This is a genomic window from Parabacteroides sp. PF5-6, from assembly GCF_029504695.1.
Classification (GTDB): Bacteria; Bacteroidota; Bacteroidia; order Bacteroidales; family Tannerellaceae; genus QVMG01.
Map to the genome: position 1 here is coordinate 149,801 of NZ_JAQFIN010000006.1, position 16,900 is coordinate 166,700.

General features: G+C 49.5%; 11 protein-coding genes. 6 read left to right on the forward strand and 5 right to left on the reverse strand.

All coding sequences use genetic code 11. The features are described 5' to 3' along the window. Window positions 1-110 precede the first annotated feature (110 nt). On the forward strand, window positions 111-1,805 hold the full coding sequence (locus M2133_RS09540; RefSeq protein WP_277465891.1) for a hypothetical protein: 1,695 nt from the start codon (window positions 111-113) through the stop codon (window positions 1,803-1,805). Window positions 1,806-1,983: 178 nt separating this feature from the next. Here M2133_RS09540 and M2133_RS09545 read toward each other — a convergent pair whose 3' ends face one another. Beyond that, a complete protein-coding gene (locus tag M2133_RS09545) occupies window positions 1,984-3,204 on the reverse strand; it encodes a pitrilysin family protein (protein ID WP_277465892.1) in 1,221 nt (406 codons plus the stop codon). Between the two features lie 165 nt (window positions 3,205-3,369). Here M2133_RS09545 and M2133_RS09550 point away from each other — a divergent pair, with 165 nt between their 5' ends. The 5 genes from M2133_RS09550 (at window position 3,370) to M2133_RS09570 (ending at window position 11,264) form a co-directional block, all read left to right on the forward strand. Beyond that, window positions 3,370-3,981: an SIS domain-containing protein gene (locus M2133_RS09550; protein ID WP_277465893.1), complete on the forward strand. Its 612-nt coding sequence runs from the start codon at window positions 3,370-3,372 to the stop codon at window positions 3,979-3,981. A gap of 17 nt (window positions 3,982-3,998) precedes the next feature. Then, the gene (locus M2133_RS09555) at window positions 3,999-4,928 is read left to right on the forward strand and encodes a carbohydrate kinase (RefSeq protein WP_277465894.1); all 930 of its coding nucleotides are present in this window, start codon (window positions 3,999-4,001) and stop codon (window positions 4,926-4,928) included. Window positions 4,929-4,994: 66 nt separating this feature from the next. Then, the gene (locus M2133_RS09560; protein WP_277465895.1) at window positions 4,995-6,050 is read left to right on the forward strand and encodes a tyrosine-protein phosphatase; all 1,056 of its coding nucleotides are present in this window, start codon (window positions 4,995-4,997) and stop codon (window positions 6,048-6,050) included. 118 nt (window positions 6,051-6,168) lie between these two features. Continuing rightward, a complete protein-coding gene (locus tag M2133_RS09565; RefSeq protein WP_277465926.1) occupies window positions 6,169-7,953 on the forward strand; it encodes a DEAD/DEAH box helicase in 1,785 nt (594 codons plus the stop codon). Between the two features lie 101 nt (window positions 7,954-8,054). After that, window positions 8,055-11,264: a S41 family peptidase gene (locus M2133_RS09570; RefSeq protein WP_277465896.1), complete on the forward strand. Its 3,210-nt coding sequence runs from the start codon at window positions 8,055-8,057 to the stop codon at window positions 11,262-11,264. A gap of 147 nt (window positions 11,265-11,411) precedes the next feature. Here the strand turns inward: M2133_RS09570 and M2133_RS09575 are convergent, their stop codons facing one another. The 4 genes from M2133_RS09575 to M2133_RS09590 are packed head-to-tail and all read right to left on the reverse strand — an operon-like array spanning window position 11,412 to window position 16,890. Further along, window positions 11,412-12,884, reverse strand: coding sequence for a hypothetical protein (locus M2133_RS09575; RefSeq protein WP_277465897.1), 1,473 nt, complete (start codon window positions 12,882-12,884; stop codon window positions 11,412-11,414). An 11-nt stretch (window positions 12,885-12,895) separates the two neighbouring features. Continuing rightward, a complete protein-coding gene (locus M2133_RS09580) occupies window positions 12,896-14,641 on the reverse strand; it encodes a DUF6057 family protein (RefSeq protein WP_277465898.1) in 1,746 nt (581 codons plus the stop codon). A 47-nt stretch (window positions 14,642-14,688) separates the two neighbouring features. Next, entirely contained in the window at window positions 14,689-15,861 is a 1,173-nt protein-coding gene (locus M2133_RS09585; RefSeq protein WP_277465899.1) for a dicarboxylate/amino acid:cation symporter, read from the reverse strand. An 18-nt stretch (window positions 15,862-15,879) separates the two neighbouring features. Beyond that, complete coding sequence (locus M2133_RS09590; RefSeq protein ID WP_277465900.1) at window positions 15,880-16,890, reverse strand: virulence RhuM family protein; 1,011 nt, start codon at window positions 16,888-16,890, stop codon at window positions 15,880-15,882. Window positions 16,891-16,900: the final 10 nt, after the last annotated feature.

Consider the following 16,900-nt stretch of genomic DNA (forward strand, 5'->3'; position numbering starts at 1 on the left):
ATAACAAAAAAATGGTTTAGATTTGCATACTGGTGGGTATAAGGCTTAGAGATTCAAAACGGGATTAGAAACAGCAAATCTATATAAGTAACATTTTAAACTTACATCTTATGAACAAAAAATTATTATTGCCATTATTTACTTTGGCAGCAATTTTCGCTCTTTCTTCTTGCTCGGGCAAGCTGAAACCGCTGGCAGAAGAGTATGTTAAGGCCGAACCTCAACCGCTGGAAGCCATTGGAGGTCAGGTACCGGTAACGATTAACGCTACTTTCCCAGCCAAATGGTTTAACAAAAACGCAACTGTGACTGTTACCCCGGTTCTTCGTTATGCCGGTGGTGAAACCTGGGGCACGGCTTATACCTACCAGGGTGAAAAAGTTAGTGGTAACAATCAGGTGATTTCTCAGAAGAACGGCGGAAACGTGACGATGAGATCTTCTTTCGCTTACAAGCCGGAGATGAAGAAATCCGAATTGTATCTGACTTTCGACGCAAAGATCAAAAACAAAACCGTACAGTTGCCTGACCTGAAAATCGGTGAAGGTGTGATTGCTACTTCCGCGTTGGCGGATGCCGGTACGGCAAATGCAGCGATCGGTGCTGACAAATTCCAACGCATTATCAAAGAAGCTCACGATGCAAACATCATGTTCTTGATCCAGCAAGCCGAACTGCGTTCAAAAGAATTGAACAAAGGTGAAATCGCAGACTGGAAAAACCTGGTAAAGAATGCCGACGAAGCGCCGAACCAGAATGTAGCCATCGAGATTTCTGCTTATGCCTCTCCTGACGGGGGTGTGAAGCTGAACACCGGTCTGGCAGAAAGACGTGAAGCGAATACTTCTAAATATCTGGAAAGAGAATTGAAGAGAGCAAAAGTTGATGTTCCGGTGGATGCTCGTTACACGGCTCAGGACTGGGAAGGATTCCAACAGCTGGTATCTAAATCAAACATCCAGGACAAAGATCTCGTACTGCGTGTATTGTCTATGTACGACAACGATCCGGAAAGACGCGAACAGGAAATCAAGAATATCTCTTCTGTATTCAGCACACTGGCTGAAGAGATCCTGCCGCAACTGCGTCGTTCACGTTTGACGGCCAATATCGAAATCATTGGCAAATCTGACGATGAAATCAGCGCTTTGGCGAAGAGCAACCCGAGAGAACTGACGGTAGAAGAAATCCTTTACGCCGCTACATTGACGAATAATGCAACTGAAAAAGAAGCGATCTACAAAAAAGCAAGCGAACTCTACGGTAGCGACTATCGTACGTGGAACAACATCGGTATGATGCGTTTCCAAGCGGGCGACCTGGCTCAGGCAGAAGCGATGTTCAACAAAGCCAACTCGGTGAAGTCTAACCCGGAAGCAAACATGAACTTAGGTTTGATCGCGTTGACGAAAGGCGACAAAGTGAAAGCTCAACAATTGCTGGGTAGCGCTTCTGGCGTGAACGAACTGAGCGAAGCACTGGGTGTATTGTATCTGGAGCAAGGCGAATACGCGAAAGCAGTAAACTCTTTCGGTTCGATCAAGAGCAACAATGCCGCATTGGCTCAGATCATGGCGAAAGACTACAGCAAAGCACAGCAGACATTGAACGCTGTTCCTAACGCTGACGCCGTAACAGACTATCTGAAAGCTGTTGTTGCCGCCCGTACGAACAATTCTAACGGTGTGATCAGTAACTTGAAAGCAGCTATCGCTAAAGATAAATCACTGGCCAAAGAAGCTGCGATCGATCTTGAATTTGCGAAGTATGCAACAAACGCTGATTTCTCAGGTTTAGTAAGATAATAGTAAGAAATAATCGAAAGCCGGTCTCTTTTCGGGGGCCGGCTTTTTTTTGTCCTCAGCCGCGCGAAAAAGGCCGGCGGCGTTTGCAAAAAGGCCGGCAGGGTTTTGAAAAAGGCCGGCAGGGTTTTTGAAAAGGCCGGCAGGGATTTCAGAAAGGCCGGCGGGAATGGAAAAAGGTCTATTTATAGATCAAACTGGAGAGTTGATCGGGGGCAAATACCTCGTTAGCTGCTTCAAGAATGTCTTCGGCTGTGATATTTTCTATTTTTGCAAAAACTTCCGCTAAGGAATCGTAGCGGTTATAGTGGAGGTAACTTTTTCCTAACCCCAGAAACAGCCCTTCCCGGTTATCCGCGGAGAGGCCCAATTGCCCAACCACCTGTTTTTTCGCGGCGGAAAGCTGGCTGATACTCAGCTTGTTGTCGCGCAGTGATCCTAATGTCTTATGAACCAAGGTGATGGCTTTGTCCAGGTTTTTAGGGTCGGTGCCGAAATAGATATTGGCTAATCCGGTATCCGTATAAGTTGTAATATTGGACTCAACGTTATAGACCAGACCGTGTCTTTCGCGTAAAATCAGATTTAACCGGCTGTTCATGCCCGGCCCTCCCAACATATTATTCAATAAGAATAGGGGCAATCTTTTCTCACTAAACATAGAATAGGCCTTTCCACCGATCAATACATGCGCTTGATGGGTCTCTTTTTCGACTTTCCGGTGATGATTCGTGATCACAGGCGGGGCCTGGCGGTCCTTTTTGCCTAAGGGTAAACTGATTTTATCTAATGTGCCTTCCACTTCTCTGACGATCCGTTTGAAATCGCGCCTTCCCATAGAGAAAAATACCATATTCCCGGGCACGTAAAAGCGCTGGGTGAATGATTTTCCTGTTTCTGACGTAAACCGAAGTAAAGAAGCTTCATCCCCCAGGATATGATGGCCCAAAGCATGCCCATCGAAGAGTAAATTCTCGAATTCATCGAAGATTAGCTCCGAAGGATTGTCTTCGTACGAGTTGATCTCGTCGAGAATAACATCGACCTCCTTTTCGATTTCATGGGAAGGGAATTGGGAATGAAAGACCAGGTCGGTCAGCAGTTCGAAAGCCCGGCTGAAATGCTCTTCCATGAAAACGGAATAGACAAAGGTCTCTTCTTTCGTCGTATAGGCATTCAGTTCGCCTCCGACATTCTCCATACGGTTCAGGATATGCCAGGCTTTTCTTTTGGTTGTGCCTTTAAACAGCATGTGTTCGACGAAATGAGCCAGTCCGAATTCATCCGTTTCTTCATCGCGCGTACCGGCGTTTATCGCAAAGCCACAGTAAGAAACCGGCGATTCCATCGGTAAATGGACCATACGAAGACCATTAGATAAACAGTGTGAAAAGTAGTGCATACAGCGTGCTGTCAATTTAGAGGGGGCAAAGGTAGTGAAAGCGGAGCGCAGAAGCAAATTTTGTATGGAAACAAAGGTACGATAAATACGGCAAAGAAAAAAAGCGCTTGAAACCAGTGTTCAATCATTAAAATGAATATTTTTGCAGCAAAAAGATAAAGGAGTATGACAAAGGAAGAAATCTCATGCTTGTTGGAACAAGAGGCGGAAGCGGTTCGTAACATTCCGATAACCAGTGGCTATGAAGAAGCCGTAGAGCTTATTTATCAATATATCCACGAGCAGGGAGGCACGCTGATCACCTGTGGCATGGGTAAAGCGGGACAAATCGCGATGAATATCGCAACCACCTTCAGCTCGACAGGGACCCCTGCTTATTTTCTGCACCCAAGCGAAGCCCAGCACGGCGACCTGGGCATTGTACGGGGGAACGACCTGATGTTGCTGATCTCCAATTCCGGGAAAACACGCGAATTGGTCGAATTGATCGAGCTCACCCGTGGTATTGCTCCGGATATGAAATTCATTGTCATCACCGGAAACCCGGAAAGTGCCTTGGCGGAAGCGGCTACGGTCTGCCTGCCGACGGGTGGCCCCAAGGAGGTTTGCGCCCTGGGACTGACGCCAACCACTTCGACGACGGTGATGACCGTCATCGGCGACATCCTGGTGGTCGGCACCATGCGCCGCATCGGATTCTCGAGCCGCGACTATGCCATCCGCCATCATGGCGGCTATCTGGGCTCCAAGAGCCGCGAACTCAGTCAAAAGGAATAAACAAACCGGTAGATCCCATGCGAAAAGTAATTGGTGTTGGTGAAACGATACTGGATATCATCTTCAAAGACAACCAGCCCTGTCGCGCCATCCCCGGGGGAACCGTTTTCAACGGCATGGTGTCTCTGAGCCGGATGGGCGTTCCGGTGTCTTTCATCAGTGAGATGGGCAACGATCAGGTGGGCGATCTGATCGGTTCCTTTATGGAAGAAAACGCCCTTTCCACCGAGTTTATCGACTGTTATCCGGATGGGAAAAGTCCGGTAGCCCTGGCTTTTCTCGACGAGAAAAAAGAGGCCAGTTATATGGTTTTCAAAGATTATCCGGCCCAACGGTTGGAGGTTCCGTTCCCACAGATCAACGCAGACGATATCTTTATTCTGGGTTCTTACTACGCCCTTAACCCTGCCTTGCGCGACCGCATCGTCGAACTTCTGCAGTATGCACAGGAAAGGAAAGCGATTATCTATTACGATCCGAACTTCAGGAAGCCCCATGCCGCCGAGGCGCTTCGCTTACGCCCCAATATCCTGGAGAATTTCGAATATGCCGATATCGTGAGAGGGTCGAATGAAGACTTCTATCATCTCTTCGGGAAGACGGATATGCAAGAGATCTACGAACAATACATCGCTTTCTACTGCGACCGCCTCATCGTGACCCATGCCGCCGGAGGGGCGGACCTGTACCTGCGCGAACAAAAAGAACACTTCAGCGCTCCCCCGATCGAACCGGTCAGCACGATAGGCGCGGGAGATAATTTTAACGCCGGCTTGATCTACGGACTGTTAAAGTATAACATCCGCCGGAACGACCTTTCCCAATTGGCAAGGGCCGACTGGGAGAAGATCGTGGACTGTGGGATGGACTTTGCCGCCCATGTCTGCCAGACTTTTGAAAACTATATCTCCTTCTCTTTTGCCGACGATTACAAGCGGCTGTCTTAAATATATTTAATCGGGTATTTTGGAAGCATAGTTTCATTATCTTTGTAGAAGAAGTAAAAAAGCTTTATGTTTCGCAATATTCTTTCATTCATAATCAGTACGGTCACGTTGACGGGATGTTCTTTGCACGCTCCTGATATCTATACCCTTTGCATGCGTGACGGAATAGGCAACTACATTATCAAATGGGAGACCAACCCGCCCGTTGACGGCACGGTAAACATCTACGTCTCCGATAATCCGGAGAAATTCAATAAAACCGCTCCGGTGCTTCAGGCACCGATCCATCAGGGAGCTACGACTTTCATTACGACCGACAACGTCACCCGCAAATACTTCAAACTGGTTTTCAATGAGAAATACAGCCAGGTGGTAGGCGCCCGCTCCGTTCCCCTCGATAGCGTTCCGAACCTGCGCGATCTGGGTGGATACTTCAACAACCGCCATAAAATGATCCGCTGGGGCAGAGTCTACCGGTCGGGCGATATCAGCAACCTGAGCATCCTCGACTCTTTGCGGCTGAACAAACTCGGACTGAAAACAGTCATCGACCTGAGAAGCAAAAAGGAAATGACCGAGTCGCCCCTGGTTCTTCCGGACATTAACATCATCAAAGCGCCACTTACGATAGGCGACCTGACCGATTTGCAGCCTTATCTGCAGGCGGGACGGATCCGAAAAGGCGATGCGGTGGTCTATATGCAGGATACCTACCTCAAGTTCATGACCGAAAACAATGCCGCTTTCGCGGAAGCCTTACGCCTCTTTCTGGATAAAGATAATTACCCGATCCTGTTCAATTGCTCATTGGGGAAAGATGCGAGCGGCTTCTTATCCGCCCTGTTGCTTGCTGCTTTGTCGGTGCCCGAAGAAACGATCATGCAGGACTATCTGGCGTCGAATGATTATATGATAGTCAACCGCTACGCCTCCTTCGCCCGCGACCTGAGCCAGGATTCCCAGGAAGCCATCACGGCGATTCTTTCGGCCAACGAATCCTATATCAATCCGTTATTACTTCGGATCAGAAAAGACCACGGAGGCATGAATAATTACCTGGAAACAGTCCTTGAATTCACCGATAAAGACCAGGACAAACTGAAAGATATCTTACTTTATTAAAGTGAATCCGAATTATTTACCTACCTTTGCGGCTTCGTACATACAATAAAATCATATTTTTTTGAAAACATTTGAAGAATTAGGAGTTGCCCCGCTGATATTGCAGGCAATTCAGGAAATGGGTTATGAATCGCCCATGCCGGTACAGGAAGAAGTGATTCCCCTGTTACTGGGAGAAGATAACGATGTCATTGCTTTGGCGCAAACAGGTACAGGGAAAACAGCCGCATTCGGTATTCCCATCCTCCAGAAGATAGAAATCGACCAATATCATCCGCAAGCTTTAATCCTTTGTCCCACCCGCGAACTTTGTCTGCAGATCGCCAACGATCTGAACGACTATTCCAAATACATGGATAAACTTCGTGTATTGCCGGTTTACGGTGGATCCAGCATTGAAAGTCAGATCAAGACATTGAAACGCGGCGTACACGTCGTGGTAGCTACTCCCGGCCGTTTATTGGATTTGATGAACCGCAAGACAGTGGATCTGGGCCTGGTCAAAAACGTAATCCTCGATGAAGCCGACGAAATGCTCAACATGGGCTTTTCCGATAGTATCAATGCGATCCTGGCCGAAGTGCCCGAGTCGCGCAATATGCTGCTCTTCTCGGCAACGATGCCCCAGGGTATTGCCGGTATCACCCGCAAATATATGCGCAATCCCAAAGAGATTGTGATCGGCAAGAAGAACGAAGGGAATAAGAACATACGCCATAGCTACTATATGGTTCGGGCGCAGGATAAATATCTGGCGCTGAAACGCATTGCCGACTACTATCCCAATATCTACGGTATCATCTTCTGCCGCACCCGGAAAGAGACACAGGAGATCGCCGACAAACTGATTCAGGACGGCTACAATGCCGACTCTTTGCATGGCGAACTCAGCCAGATGCAGCGCGACTATGTGATGCAGAAGTTCCGCATCAAGAACCTCCAGCTGTTAGTGGCGACCGATGTGGCGGCCAGAGGATTGGATGTCGACGACCTGACCCATGTGATCAACTACGGTTTGCCCGATGAAATCGAGTCTTATACCCATCGTAGCGGACGTACGGGACGTGCCGGGAAAACCGGGATCTCCATCTCCATCTGCCATATCAAAGAGAAAGGTAAGATCAAAGAGATCGAACGGATCATCAACAAGAAGTTCGAAAAAGGAGAAATGCCCAGCGGAAAAGCCATCTGCGAAAAGCAATTATTCAACCTGGTCGACGAGATCGAGAAGGTCAAAGTCAATGAAGAAGAAATCGAAAGCCTTATGCCTTCCATCTTCCGCAAACTGGAGTGGCTCGATAAAGAAGATATCATCAAACGGGTGGTCTCATTGGAGTTCAACCGGATGATCGATTACTATAAAGATGCCGATGAAATCGAGGTTATCGATGAACGCTCCGCCCGAAAGGAGAAAGGCGAGAGAGGCGAAAGAAGTGAAAGAGGGCAGGGCGGCCGGAAAACGTATACGGCGGAAGATGGCTTTACCCGTTTCTTCCTCAACTTCGGAAAGGCCGACGGTTTGTATCCGAACAACCTGATCGAGTTGGTCAATAAATGTGTGCCGGGCAAAGTACAGATCGGAAAGATCGACTTGCGCGAAAACTTCTCTTTCTTCGAAGTCGATCAATACGAAAGCAAACGGGTGATGGACCTGATGAATGGCTTTGAGATCGACGGGCGGCGGATTTCCGTCGAACCGGCGCAAGGTGCCAAAGGCGAAGGCGGCGGCAAAGGACGGGGAAGATCGGGCGACCGGGGCAAATACGGCGGCGACCGCAAGAAAGGCCGGGACGACAAATCCCATTTCTACGACCGCTTCGACAAATCGGAAAGAAACAGTGAAAAGCCCTGGCGGCGTTCCTCTTCCGATCGCTTCGACCGCAAGAGAAGATCGAATAAATAAACGATAAACCATAAGAGAGGGGATGGATATTCATCCCCTCTTTTTTTGTCGCTTTCATAAAGTGATTATCTTTGTTACCAGTCAAATAAATCTATACACGTATGAACAAAAGAATTCTTTTTATTTTGTTGAGCTTTATGATTGCTGCGACAATGTATGCGGCCGACGAAGCTCGTTTATTGCGCTTTCCGGCAACCAATGGGAGTGAAGTGGTTTTCTCCTATGCCGGCGATCTCTATAAAGTTTCCCTGAATGGTGGAGAAGCCCAACGGTTGACCTCCCATATCGGTTATGAAATGTTCCCCCGCTTCTCTCCCGATGGCCAAACCATCGCTTTCACCGGACAATACGACGGCAATACGGAAGTGTACACCATTCCGGTAACCGGAGGTGAGCCGCTGCGGGTCACCTACACACCGACGAACCGCCGCGACGACCTGGGCGACCGTATGGGGCCGAACAATATGGTCATGGGCTGGCATCCGAACGGACAGGAAATCGTTTTCCGCAACCGCATCAGCTCGAGCTTCGACGGCAAACTGCACCGGGTGAATAAAGAAGGCGGCCTTTCCGAGGTCATCCCTTTGCCCGAAGGTGGTTTCTGCAGCTACTCGCCCGATGGCAAGCAACTGGCCTACAACCGGGTGATGCGCGAGTTCCGTACCTGGAAATACTACGAAGGCGGTATGGCCGATGAGGTGTGGATCTATTCGCCTGAGAAACAGACGGTCGAAAACATCACGAACAACAAAGCACAGGATATCATGCCGATGTGGATTGGCGATGATATCTTTTTCATTTCCGATCGGGACCGTACGATGAATCTGTTTGTCTACAACACCAAAAATAAACAGACGGCGAAAGTGACCAACTTCACCGACTATGACATCAAATTCCCAAGCGTACACGGCAACCTGATCGTATTCGAAAAGGGAGGTTATCTCTATAAGATGGATGCCTCTTCCCGCCAGCCGCAAAAGATCAATATCTCCCTTTCTTCCGATAATATCTATGCCCGGGGTGAAATCAAAGACGGCGCGGGATACATCCGCAACGCGAGCCTTTCGCCCGATGGCGAAAGAGTGGCGATGACCGTACGCGGTGAAGTCTTCAACCTGCCGGCAGACAAAGGAGTAACCAAGAATATCACCCGCAGTCCGGGGGCACACGAGCGGAACGCGTTATGGTCGCCCGACGGAACTTCTATCGCCTATATCTCCGATGAAACGGGCGAAACCGAACTTTACCTGCAACCTGCCGCCGGCGGGGAAGCCGTGCAACTGACAAAGAACAACACGACCTATATCCGTTCCTTCAAATGGAGCCCGGACGCCAAGAAGATCGTTTATACCGACCGCAAAAACCAGGTCAACCTCTTGGATGTAGCCACGAAGAAGGTCACCCTCTTATTCCAGAACCCGTATGCCGAGATCTATGATGTCCAGATCTCTCCGGACAACCAGTGGATCACCTACTCCCGTCCGGCAGACAACCAGATGTCGATCATTTACCTGTTCAACCTGAACGACCGGAAAGAATATCCGGTGACCGATAAATGGTACGACTCCTCTTCGCCCGTCTTCAGTACGGATGGTAAATACCTGGTATTCACTTCGGCACGCGATTTCAACCCGACTTACGGATCGGCCGAGTGGAACCATGTCTATAATAATATGAATGGCGTCTACCTGGCGCTCTTATCGAAAGACACTCCTTCTCCTTTTATGCAGAAAGATGCCGAAGTGAAAACGGAGAAGAAAGAAGAACCGAAAAAAGAAGAAGCCGCCGCTGCCGTCGCCGTGAAGTTTGATCCGGACGGCATTCTGGACCGTATCATCAAGCTGCCGTTAGCCGGCGGACGTTATAACAACCTGTATTCCGACGGAAAGAAAGTCTATTATTTCAGTCGCGGAGCCACCCAGGCCTACGATCTGGCGAAGCAGAAAGAAGAGACCGTTGCCGAAGGCGCTTACATGACGATCACCCCGGGCAGCAAAAAAGCGCTTTTCAACAAAGGCGGACAGTATTACGTCACGGATATACCGGCGGCTAAGGCCGACCTGAAAGACGCGATCAACCTGTCCAACATCAAGATCCCGGTGGATTACCCGAAAGAATGGGCGCAGGTTTTCGACGAGGCCTGGCGTGCTTTCCGTGACGGATTCTATGTGGAAAACATGCATGGGGTAGACTGGAAAGCGATGAAAAAGAAATACGAGGTGTTATTGCCTTACGTCAAGACCCGCCTGGATCTGAATTATGTGATCGGCGAGATGATCGGCGAACTGAATTGTGGTCATGCCTATGTCAATCCGGGTGAGACCGATCGGCCCAAGCGCATCCCGTTAGGTCTGTTGGGTGCCGAGATCTCCCGCGACAAGAGTGGTTTCTTCCGTTTGGACAAGATCCTGCCGGGAGCCTCCTGGAGCAAAGACCTGCGTTCGCCGTTGACCGAACCGGGCATCGAAGCCCAAACAGGCGAATTCATCGTATCTATCGATGGGGTGCCGACGAATACGGTGAAAGATATGTACGCCCTGTTGGTAGGCAAAGCGAATGTGCCGACAGAGATCCTGTTGAACACCAAACCTCAGCTTGCCGGCGCCCGTAAGGTCGTTATCAGCCCGTTAGAAGAAGAATACTCGTTGTATCATTACAACTGGATCCAGGAGAATATCCGCAAGGTCGACGAAGCGACAAACGGCAAAGTGGGTTATATCTACATCCCGGATATGGGCGTGGAGGGGTTGAACGAGTTCTCCCGCTACTTCTATCCGCAACTGGATAAAGAAGGATTGATCATCGACGACCGTGCGAACGGCGGAGGCAATGTTTCCCCGATGATCCTCGAACGCCTCTCGCGTGAGCCTTATCGCCTGACCATGCGCCGGGGTTCTACGATGGTCGGCACGGTGCCCGATGCCGTCCAGGTCGGTCCCAAGGTTTGTCTGATCAATAAATACTCGGCATCCGATGGCGACCTGTTCCCCTGGGGATTCCGCGCATTGGGCCTGGGTAAACTGATCGGTACGCGCACCTGGGGAGGAATCGTCGGCATCAGCGGCCCGATCCCCTATATGGACGGAACGGATATCCGCGTGCCTTTCTTCACCAGCTACGATGCGAAGACCGGTGAGTGGATCATCGAAAACTACGGCGTCGCGCCCGATATCGAAGTGGATAACGACCCGATCAAAGAATGGAACGGCGACGACCAGCAGTTGACCCGCGCCATCGAAGAGGTCATGAAAGAGCTCAAGAACCGCAAACCCCTGCCCGGCATTCCGGCTCCGCGGGTTTGGAATAAATGATATTTCCAACTTGCTGAAAATGAGGCGTTCTTGTTTCGCTCACAAAGTACCGGTATTTTGCTCACAAAGTACCGGTATTTTGTCGACAAAGTACTAATAGTTTGTTCACGAAGTACCGGTACTTTGAAAAAGGGGGTTGTGGAGGCTCTACTGTGCGCCGCCGAATGTCAGATCGATGCCTTTGTCGTCCCAGGCTTTTTGGGCGAAAGTACGCCGGTGATCTTTCACTTTCCCTTTGATAAATTCCGGGATATTATAGGAGTACATGAAGCGGTGGTAGAAATCGACCTCTTGCTGCGGCAACAGGAAAGGCTTCTCCGCTTGCCCTTCATCATTGATATAGGCGAAATGCGGGCGGGTGTACAAGCCATCGATCCGGCGGCTGCTGAAGACTACCCATCGGCTGTTGCTGCTCCAGGAGTGATAGCTCTCCACATCTTCCGTATTGGCCGATTCCAACGGATAATGCGTGCCGTTAGCCAGGTTGAGGATATACAGATCGGCATCTTTATGCCAGATGGAGAATCCCCCGTAGTCGGCTAAGGTGTACATCAGATACCGGCCGTCGGGCGATACCCGCGGGAAAGAAACGCTTCGTCCTTCGGTTCGGGCGTTATACAAGGTATCGACCTCGGTCCCAAAACGGCGGTTCTCCGGGTCGAAACGGACGGAACACAAACTATAATGCACCTCGTCAAACGCGATAGGCATTCCCGATACATATTCCGCAGAACAGAAATAAAGGGTTTTCCCGTCTGGCGAGAAAGTGGGGAAGGTTTCATATACATCGCTTCCATACAAGAGACGAGAAGTAATGATCTCGTGTTTCTCCGTATCGTAAACCACCACATCCGACTTAAAATCATAGACCTCGATGCGGTTCGGATCGTTCATGTGGAACGCCTGTTTGGTATCGTTCACCGAGAAAGCCACAAAGCGGCCGGAAGGATGCCAGGAAGGATAGACCAGGGGCGACATCGTCTGTTCCGTTTTCGTATTGAGCTTTTCTACCTTTTCTCCATCCAACAGCATGGTGCAGGCGATGCTTCCGCGCATGTGGAAAAGCATCTTGTCGGGATCCTGCATGCAAAAAGAATGGCAGTTCATGCAATTCCCATCCGTCAGTTTGTTTTCCATAATGGGCGTCTGTTTATAGCTTTCGACATGGCGCTGGTAGAGTCCCATCTGCGACCAGAGCTCGTAGCCCGGCTCGATCAAGCGGTACGCGATATACGGATCCACCGGTTCTGGCACGACCGAAAGGGTGAAAGGCTGGTAGCCGATCCATTTCCCATCCGTTTTAGCCAGTACCCGGACCGAAATATCCTTTCCGGTATGCTGCTCCAGCATCTTTTTCCAGGAAGAGGCGGGCAGGGTGAACTGTCCTTTTTTTGCTTTCACCTCTAAGGTTTCCGTCCCGGCCGTAAAGATCACGAAGGCCTCCTCGTAAGGCGTTGTCAGTTTAAAGTTTAGCGGTGCAATATTCGGTGGAATCGTGCAATTGACGTAATCCGGGAAGATCGGAGGCATCTCGTTTCGTTCCTCATCGGGCGTACTTACCGGCTTTGAGCAGGCAATCAAAAGCGTCAGGAACGACAAGGCAAATATTTTCTTTATCATACTGTTTGCGTTTACTTGAACATAAAATAAAACCAATAGGTATCTCCATACGAACGTCTCAACAGGTTCGGAGCCCCACTGTTATTGCGGTGGGCCAATACCTGCTTTTTAAATTCTTTGAAGCGCTCGGTCATCGCCTGGGGAATCTGATAATGCTCCCACATCTCCGGCTGACTTTCATAAAGCGTAATGACCGCTTCCTGGAAAGCATGGGGCAGGGTGGGCAAAACAGGTGTACCGTAATGCGTCTCAATGATCTCTTTAAAAGCATTCATATCTTTCAAAAGAAGCACAGCACAACCGAAGTATTCGATCGCCGTTTGATCGCCCGGATTCTGGGAGGCAATGGCTATCAGGTCGGAGCCTGCGGCGGTGGTATTCGACAAAAAGCTTTCGGCTACCAGGCCCTTCCGCTTTTTCCCCAAGAGCGGGTCATTTTCCACCATTTCATCGTTGTAAAGGAATTTTCTGTGCGCCCGGGACCAGTCGCGATAGTTCCACGTATGCTCAAGCATATCCAGGTATTTCTCGGCCACCGGATAAGCGCCGTAGATCAGGTTGGTCTGTATCAAGCGCTGAAACAAGCGGGGATTGCCATAACCCGGCGTACTCACCATCGCTTCAAAGGCCATCTCCTGGGAGATCGCGCAGTTGCCTATCGCAAAATGGATATCGCTCAACAGGATGGTCGGCTGCACGGTCCGGTTCCACGGAATAAAGATTCCGCTGACCCCGCGTTGATCGTATTTGAAAAGCTCATCCGCCAATACGCCTTTCTCCGCCAAGGCCAGATTGAGGTAATTGAGGTAGAGGTAATTCGTGAGCTGCCCTTTGCAGCGGATAAGGATATTGTCCCATTGGCCCGTGCGCGCGTAATGATCGAACCGTTTCAGGCGCGCCGACTTAAGATCGATATGGTTTGTGACCCCCAGCCAGGAGACGGCAACGATCAACAAAAGCTGCACCACCGCACCGATCATCTCTTTCTTGATCGGCTGCTTCCCGGATTTGCGGAAAAGCCAGGCGACGCACAGTATCAACGGAAGGCAGATCCAGGCATAATAAATCTCTTTTTCCGGTTCCAGGCCGTGGTGATAATACATATCGGGCAGGAAAGCCCAACGATACATACCGACCACACTCAGATAGACACTGCCGTAAGCCAGAATGACCGCTTCCACCGGAAGAATCAATACCCAGTAGCCTTTCGGTGTACGGTTAAGTCCTTCCCATAAAGCCGCGCAGAAAGCATACAAAAGCGCCACCGACCCGGCCCACCAGAATAAGAGAAAGACCGATACCCCGCCGGCAATCAGCCTGACCTTGAACGCGCGCAAAGAGAGGTAGAGGTAAAACGCGGCAAGCATCATCAGATAAGCGACAGTACCCTGATACAGGTAGTTGAAACCGAAGTGGATGCAAAGAAGTGCCACCGCCGGCAAGGCATACAACAGATACAGAGGAGCGGCAGGCGCTATGCGCTTACATATCAGGGCAGTCAATACACTGGCCCCCGTCAGTAACAACGCCGTAAGGAATGCGCCGGCAAAAGGATAGGCAAAAAACTGAACCAGAAACTCCCCGAGATAATTCGCCAGGCCGCCCGGCTCGCTTACCTGATCGGTAAAATAATAAGAAGTAAACAGAAACATCTGGTTCTGCTCGATAAAAAAGAAATGGAACTGATACGCCCACTGCAGACCGGCAAACAAAATGCCAAACAACAACAGGGCAAAAACGACTATTCGATATCTCATGGGGTCCTTTCTCTTGTATTACTTGTATTAATTCGAAACAAATGTAGTTATTTTTCCTTCATACCGGCAATCCGATCGACCACCACCGCGATCGCACCGTCGCCGGTGACGTTACAGGCCGTGCCGAAACTATCCATCGCGATATACAAGGCGATCATCAACGCCTGCAGGGTCTCGTTGAAGCCCAACATGGTATGCAGTACGCCCAACGCCGCCATGATCGCTCCGCCCGGAACACCCGGAGCGGCAACCATCACGATGCCCAGCATCATGATAAAGCCGGTGAAATCGCCAATCAGGATCGGCTCGCCCGCCATAATCAGGATCGCCATGGCGCAGGCGACGATCTTCATCGTGCTGCCCGACAGGTGGATGGTGGCACAGAGCGGGACGGTGAACACCGCGATGCTCTCGCGTACGCCGTTCTTCAACGTCTGCTGAAGGGTAACCGGAATCGTTGCCGCCGACGACTGTGTGCCCAATGCCGTCGCATAGGCGGGCAACATCGTACGCAAGAGGCGGAACGGGTTTTTCCCGCTCACCCCGCCGGCAATCAGGAACTGGATCACCAACAACAATACGTGTAACACAAAGATGACCACGATCACCTTGAGGAACATGCCGATAATGCTCATCACCTGTCCGCTGACCGTCATATTGAGGAAGATTCCGAAGATATGCAGGGGCAAAAGCGGAACGATCGCTTTGCCGATCAGTTGGATCACAATCTCTTTGAAGTCGTTAAGGGCGTCGCGCAATGTCGTACCGCTGATATTCGAAAGCCCCAGCCCGATCACGAATGCCAGTAACAAGGAAGTCATCACATCCATCAACGGCGGCATGGCCACCGTGAAATAGCTCGTCAGCATGAAATCTTCCGGATTCTCCAGGGCAACCAATTCCGTATTCGCCGGCAGGATCGAAGGGAAGATCGCCGAGCAGCTCAGGAACGTAAAGAAACCGGAGAACAAGGTCGAGCCATAAGCGATCAACGCCGTGAGCGCCAATAGGCGCCCCGCCCCCTTGCCCAGATCGCCGATCGCCGGAGCCACCAGCCCGAGAATGATCAACGGAATAGCAAAAGAAAGGAAATTCCCGAACAACGAATTGAAGGTCACAAAGATACGCGCAATCGGCACCGGCAAAAACTGCCCGAAAACCACGCCGCTAACAATGGCAATCACCACCCACCCCAACAAGGAGATCTTAATCTTTTTCATACTATGTATTTTATACTGTCACTTGTCTTTGAGACCTTTTATCTCTTTATCAAAATCAGATTCAAATAAGCGGTCTTGCGTTATGCGATATTTTTCAAATTCACTTTCAGCAAAAATCTTTGCCATTTGTGCCGTAATTTTACCGCTATGCTGTAGTATGTCACGGTCATCAGCATCCAAAAAACGATCAAGGCGTTTTGCCCAATCAGCCATTGTCATAGGAATATGCCTCTTCGCTCGGTCTTCCGCTAAATCCAAATAAGCATTAACAATGCGCCCCAATGATTCTAATTCAACTTCTGTTAAATAATTCTTGGCGATAGAAACATCTGTCTTCACAATCTTTCCGTCAGGACTCTTTTCCCATGAAGTTAGCCCCATATGTTCCTTTTCTGCATTTGCTCTTGAGTGAATCAACTCGGCAGCAGTATGACCATGGACAGCGTAATGTAATTTATTTTGAACCTTGGCAAAGAATTCTTTTGTGCTTAGCGCATCTTTGTTATAATCCATTGCCGTAGCATAAATATCGGTGATCTTTTGATAAAAGCGGCGTTCACTCAATCGGATTTCTCGAATTTCAGCAAGCAGGTGTTCAAAATAATCCTCCCCAAGAAATGTTCCATTCTCCATGCGTTTTTTGTCAATCACATAGCCTCTGATCGCATAATCACGCAAAACGGATGTGGCCCATTGACGAAAAACAGTCGCTCGCTTTGTATTGACACGATAGCCAACGGCTATAATTGCATCCAAGTTGTAATGCTTGACTTTGTATGTTTTCCCGTCCGAAGCAGTTACCGAGAATTCCTCGGTAACTGCATTTTCTTCCAGTTCATTTTCTTTGAATATATTTTTGAGATGAAGGGAAATGTTGTCCGGTGAACAGTCAAACAAGGTAGCCATCAATTTCTGACTAAGCCAAATAGTTTCACCCTGAACTCGCACCTCAATCCCATCTTCCTTCGCTTGATTAGTAAAAATCAAAAATTCAGCTGTACTATTGCGAATTTGCATTTTCCTTTTCATATCATAATAA

Excerpts from the sequence above, each read along its gene's own strand:
- M2133_RS09590 (WP_277465900.1), bottom strand. The coding sequence starts at position 16,890 with ATGAAAAGGAAAATGCAAATTCGCAATAGTACAGCTGAATTTTTGATT.
- M2133_RS09540 (WP_277465891.1), top strand. The coding sequence starts at position 111 with ATGAACAAAAAATTATTATTGCCATTATTTACTTTGGCAGCAATTTTC.
- M2133_RS09555 (WP_277465894.1), top strand. The coding sequence starts at position 3,999 with ATGCGAAAAGTAATTGGTGTTGGTGAAACGATACTGGATATCATCTTC.
- M2133_RS09585 (WP_277465899.1), bottom strand. The coding sequence starts at position 15,861 with ATGAAAAAGATTAAGATCTCCTTGTTGGGGTGGGTGGTGATTGCCATT.
- M2133_RS09580 (WP_277465898.1), bottom strand. The coding sequence starts at position 14,641 with ATGAGATATCGAATAGTCGTTTTTGCCCTGTTGTTGTTTGGCATTTTG.
- M2133_RS09575 (WP_277465897.1), bottom strand. The coding sequence starts at position 12,884 with ATGATAAAGAAAATATTTGCCTTGTCGTTCCTGACGCTTTTGATTGCC.
- M2133_RS09560 (WP_277465895.1), top strand. The coding sequence starts at position 4,995 with ATGTTTCGCAATATTCTTTCATTCATAATCAGTACGGTCACGTTGACG.
- M2133_RS09550 (WP_277465893.1), top strand. The coding sequence starts at position 3,370 with ATGACAAAGGAAGAAATCTCATGCTTGTTGGAACAAGAGGCGGAAGCG.
- M2133_RS09565 (WP_277465926.1), top strand. The coding sequence starts at position 6,169 with ATGGGTTATGAATCGCCCATGCCGGTACAGGAAGAAGTGATTCCCCTG.
- M2133_RS09545 (WP_277465892.1), bottom strand. The coding sequence starts at position 3,204 with ATGCACTACTTTTCACACTGTTTATCTAATGGTCTTCGTATGGTCCAT.
- M2133_RS09570 (WP_277465896.1), top strand. The coding sequence starts at position 8,055 with ATGAACAAAAGAATTCTTTTTATTTTGTTGAGCTTTATGATTGCTGCG.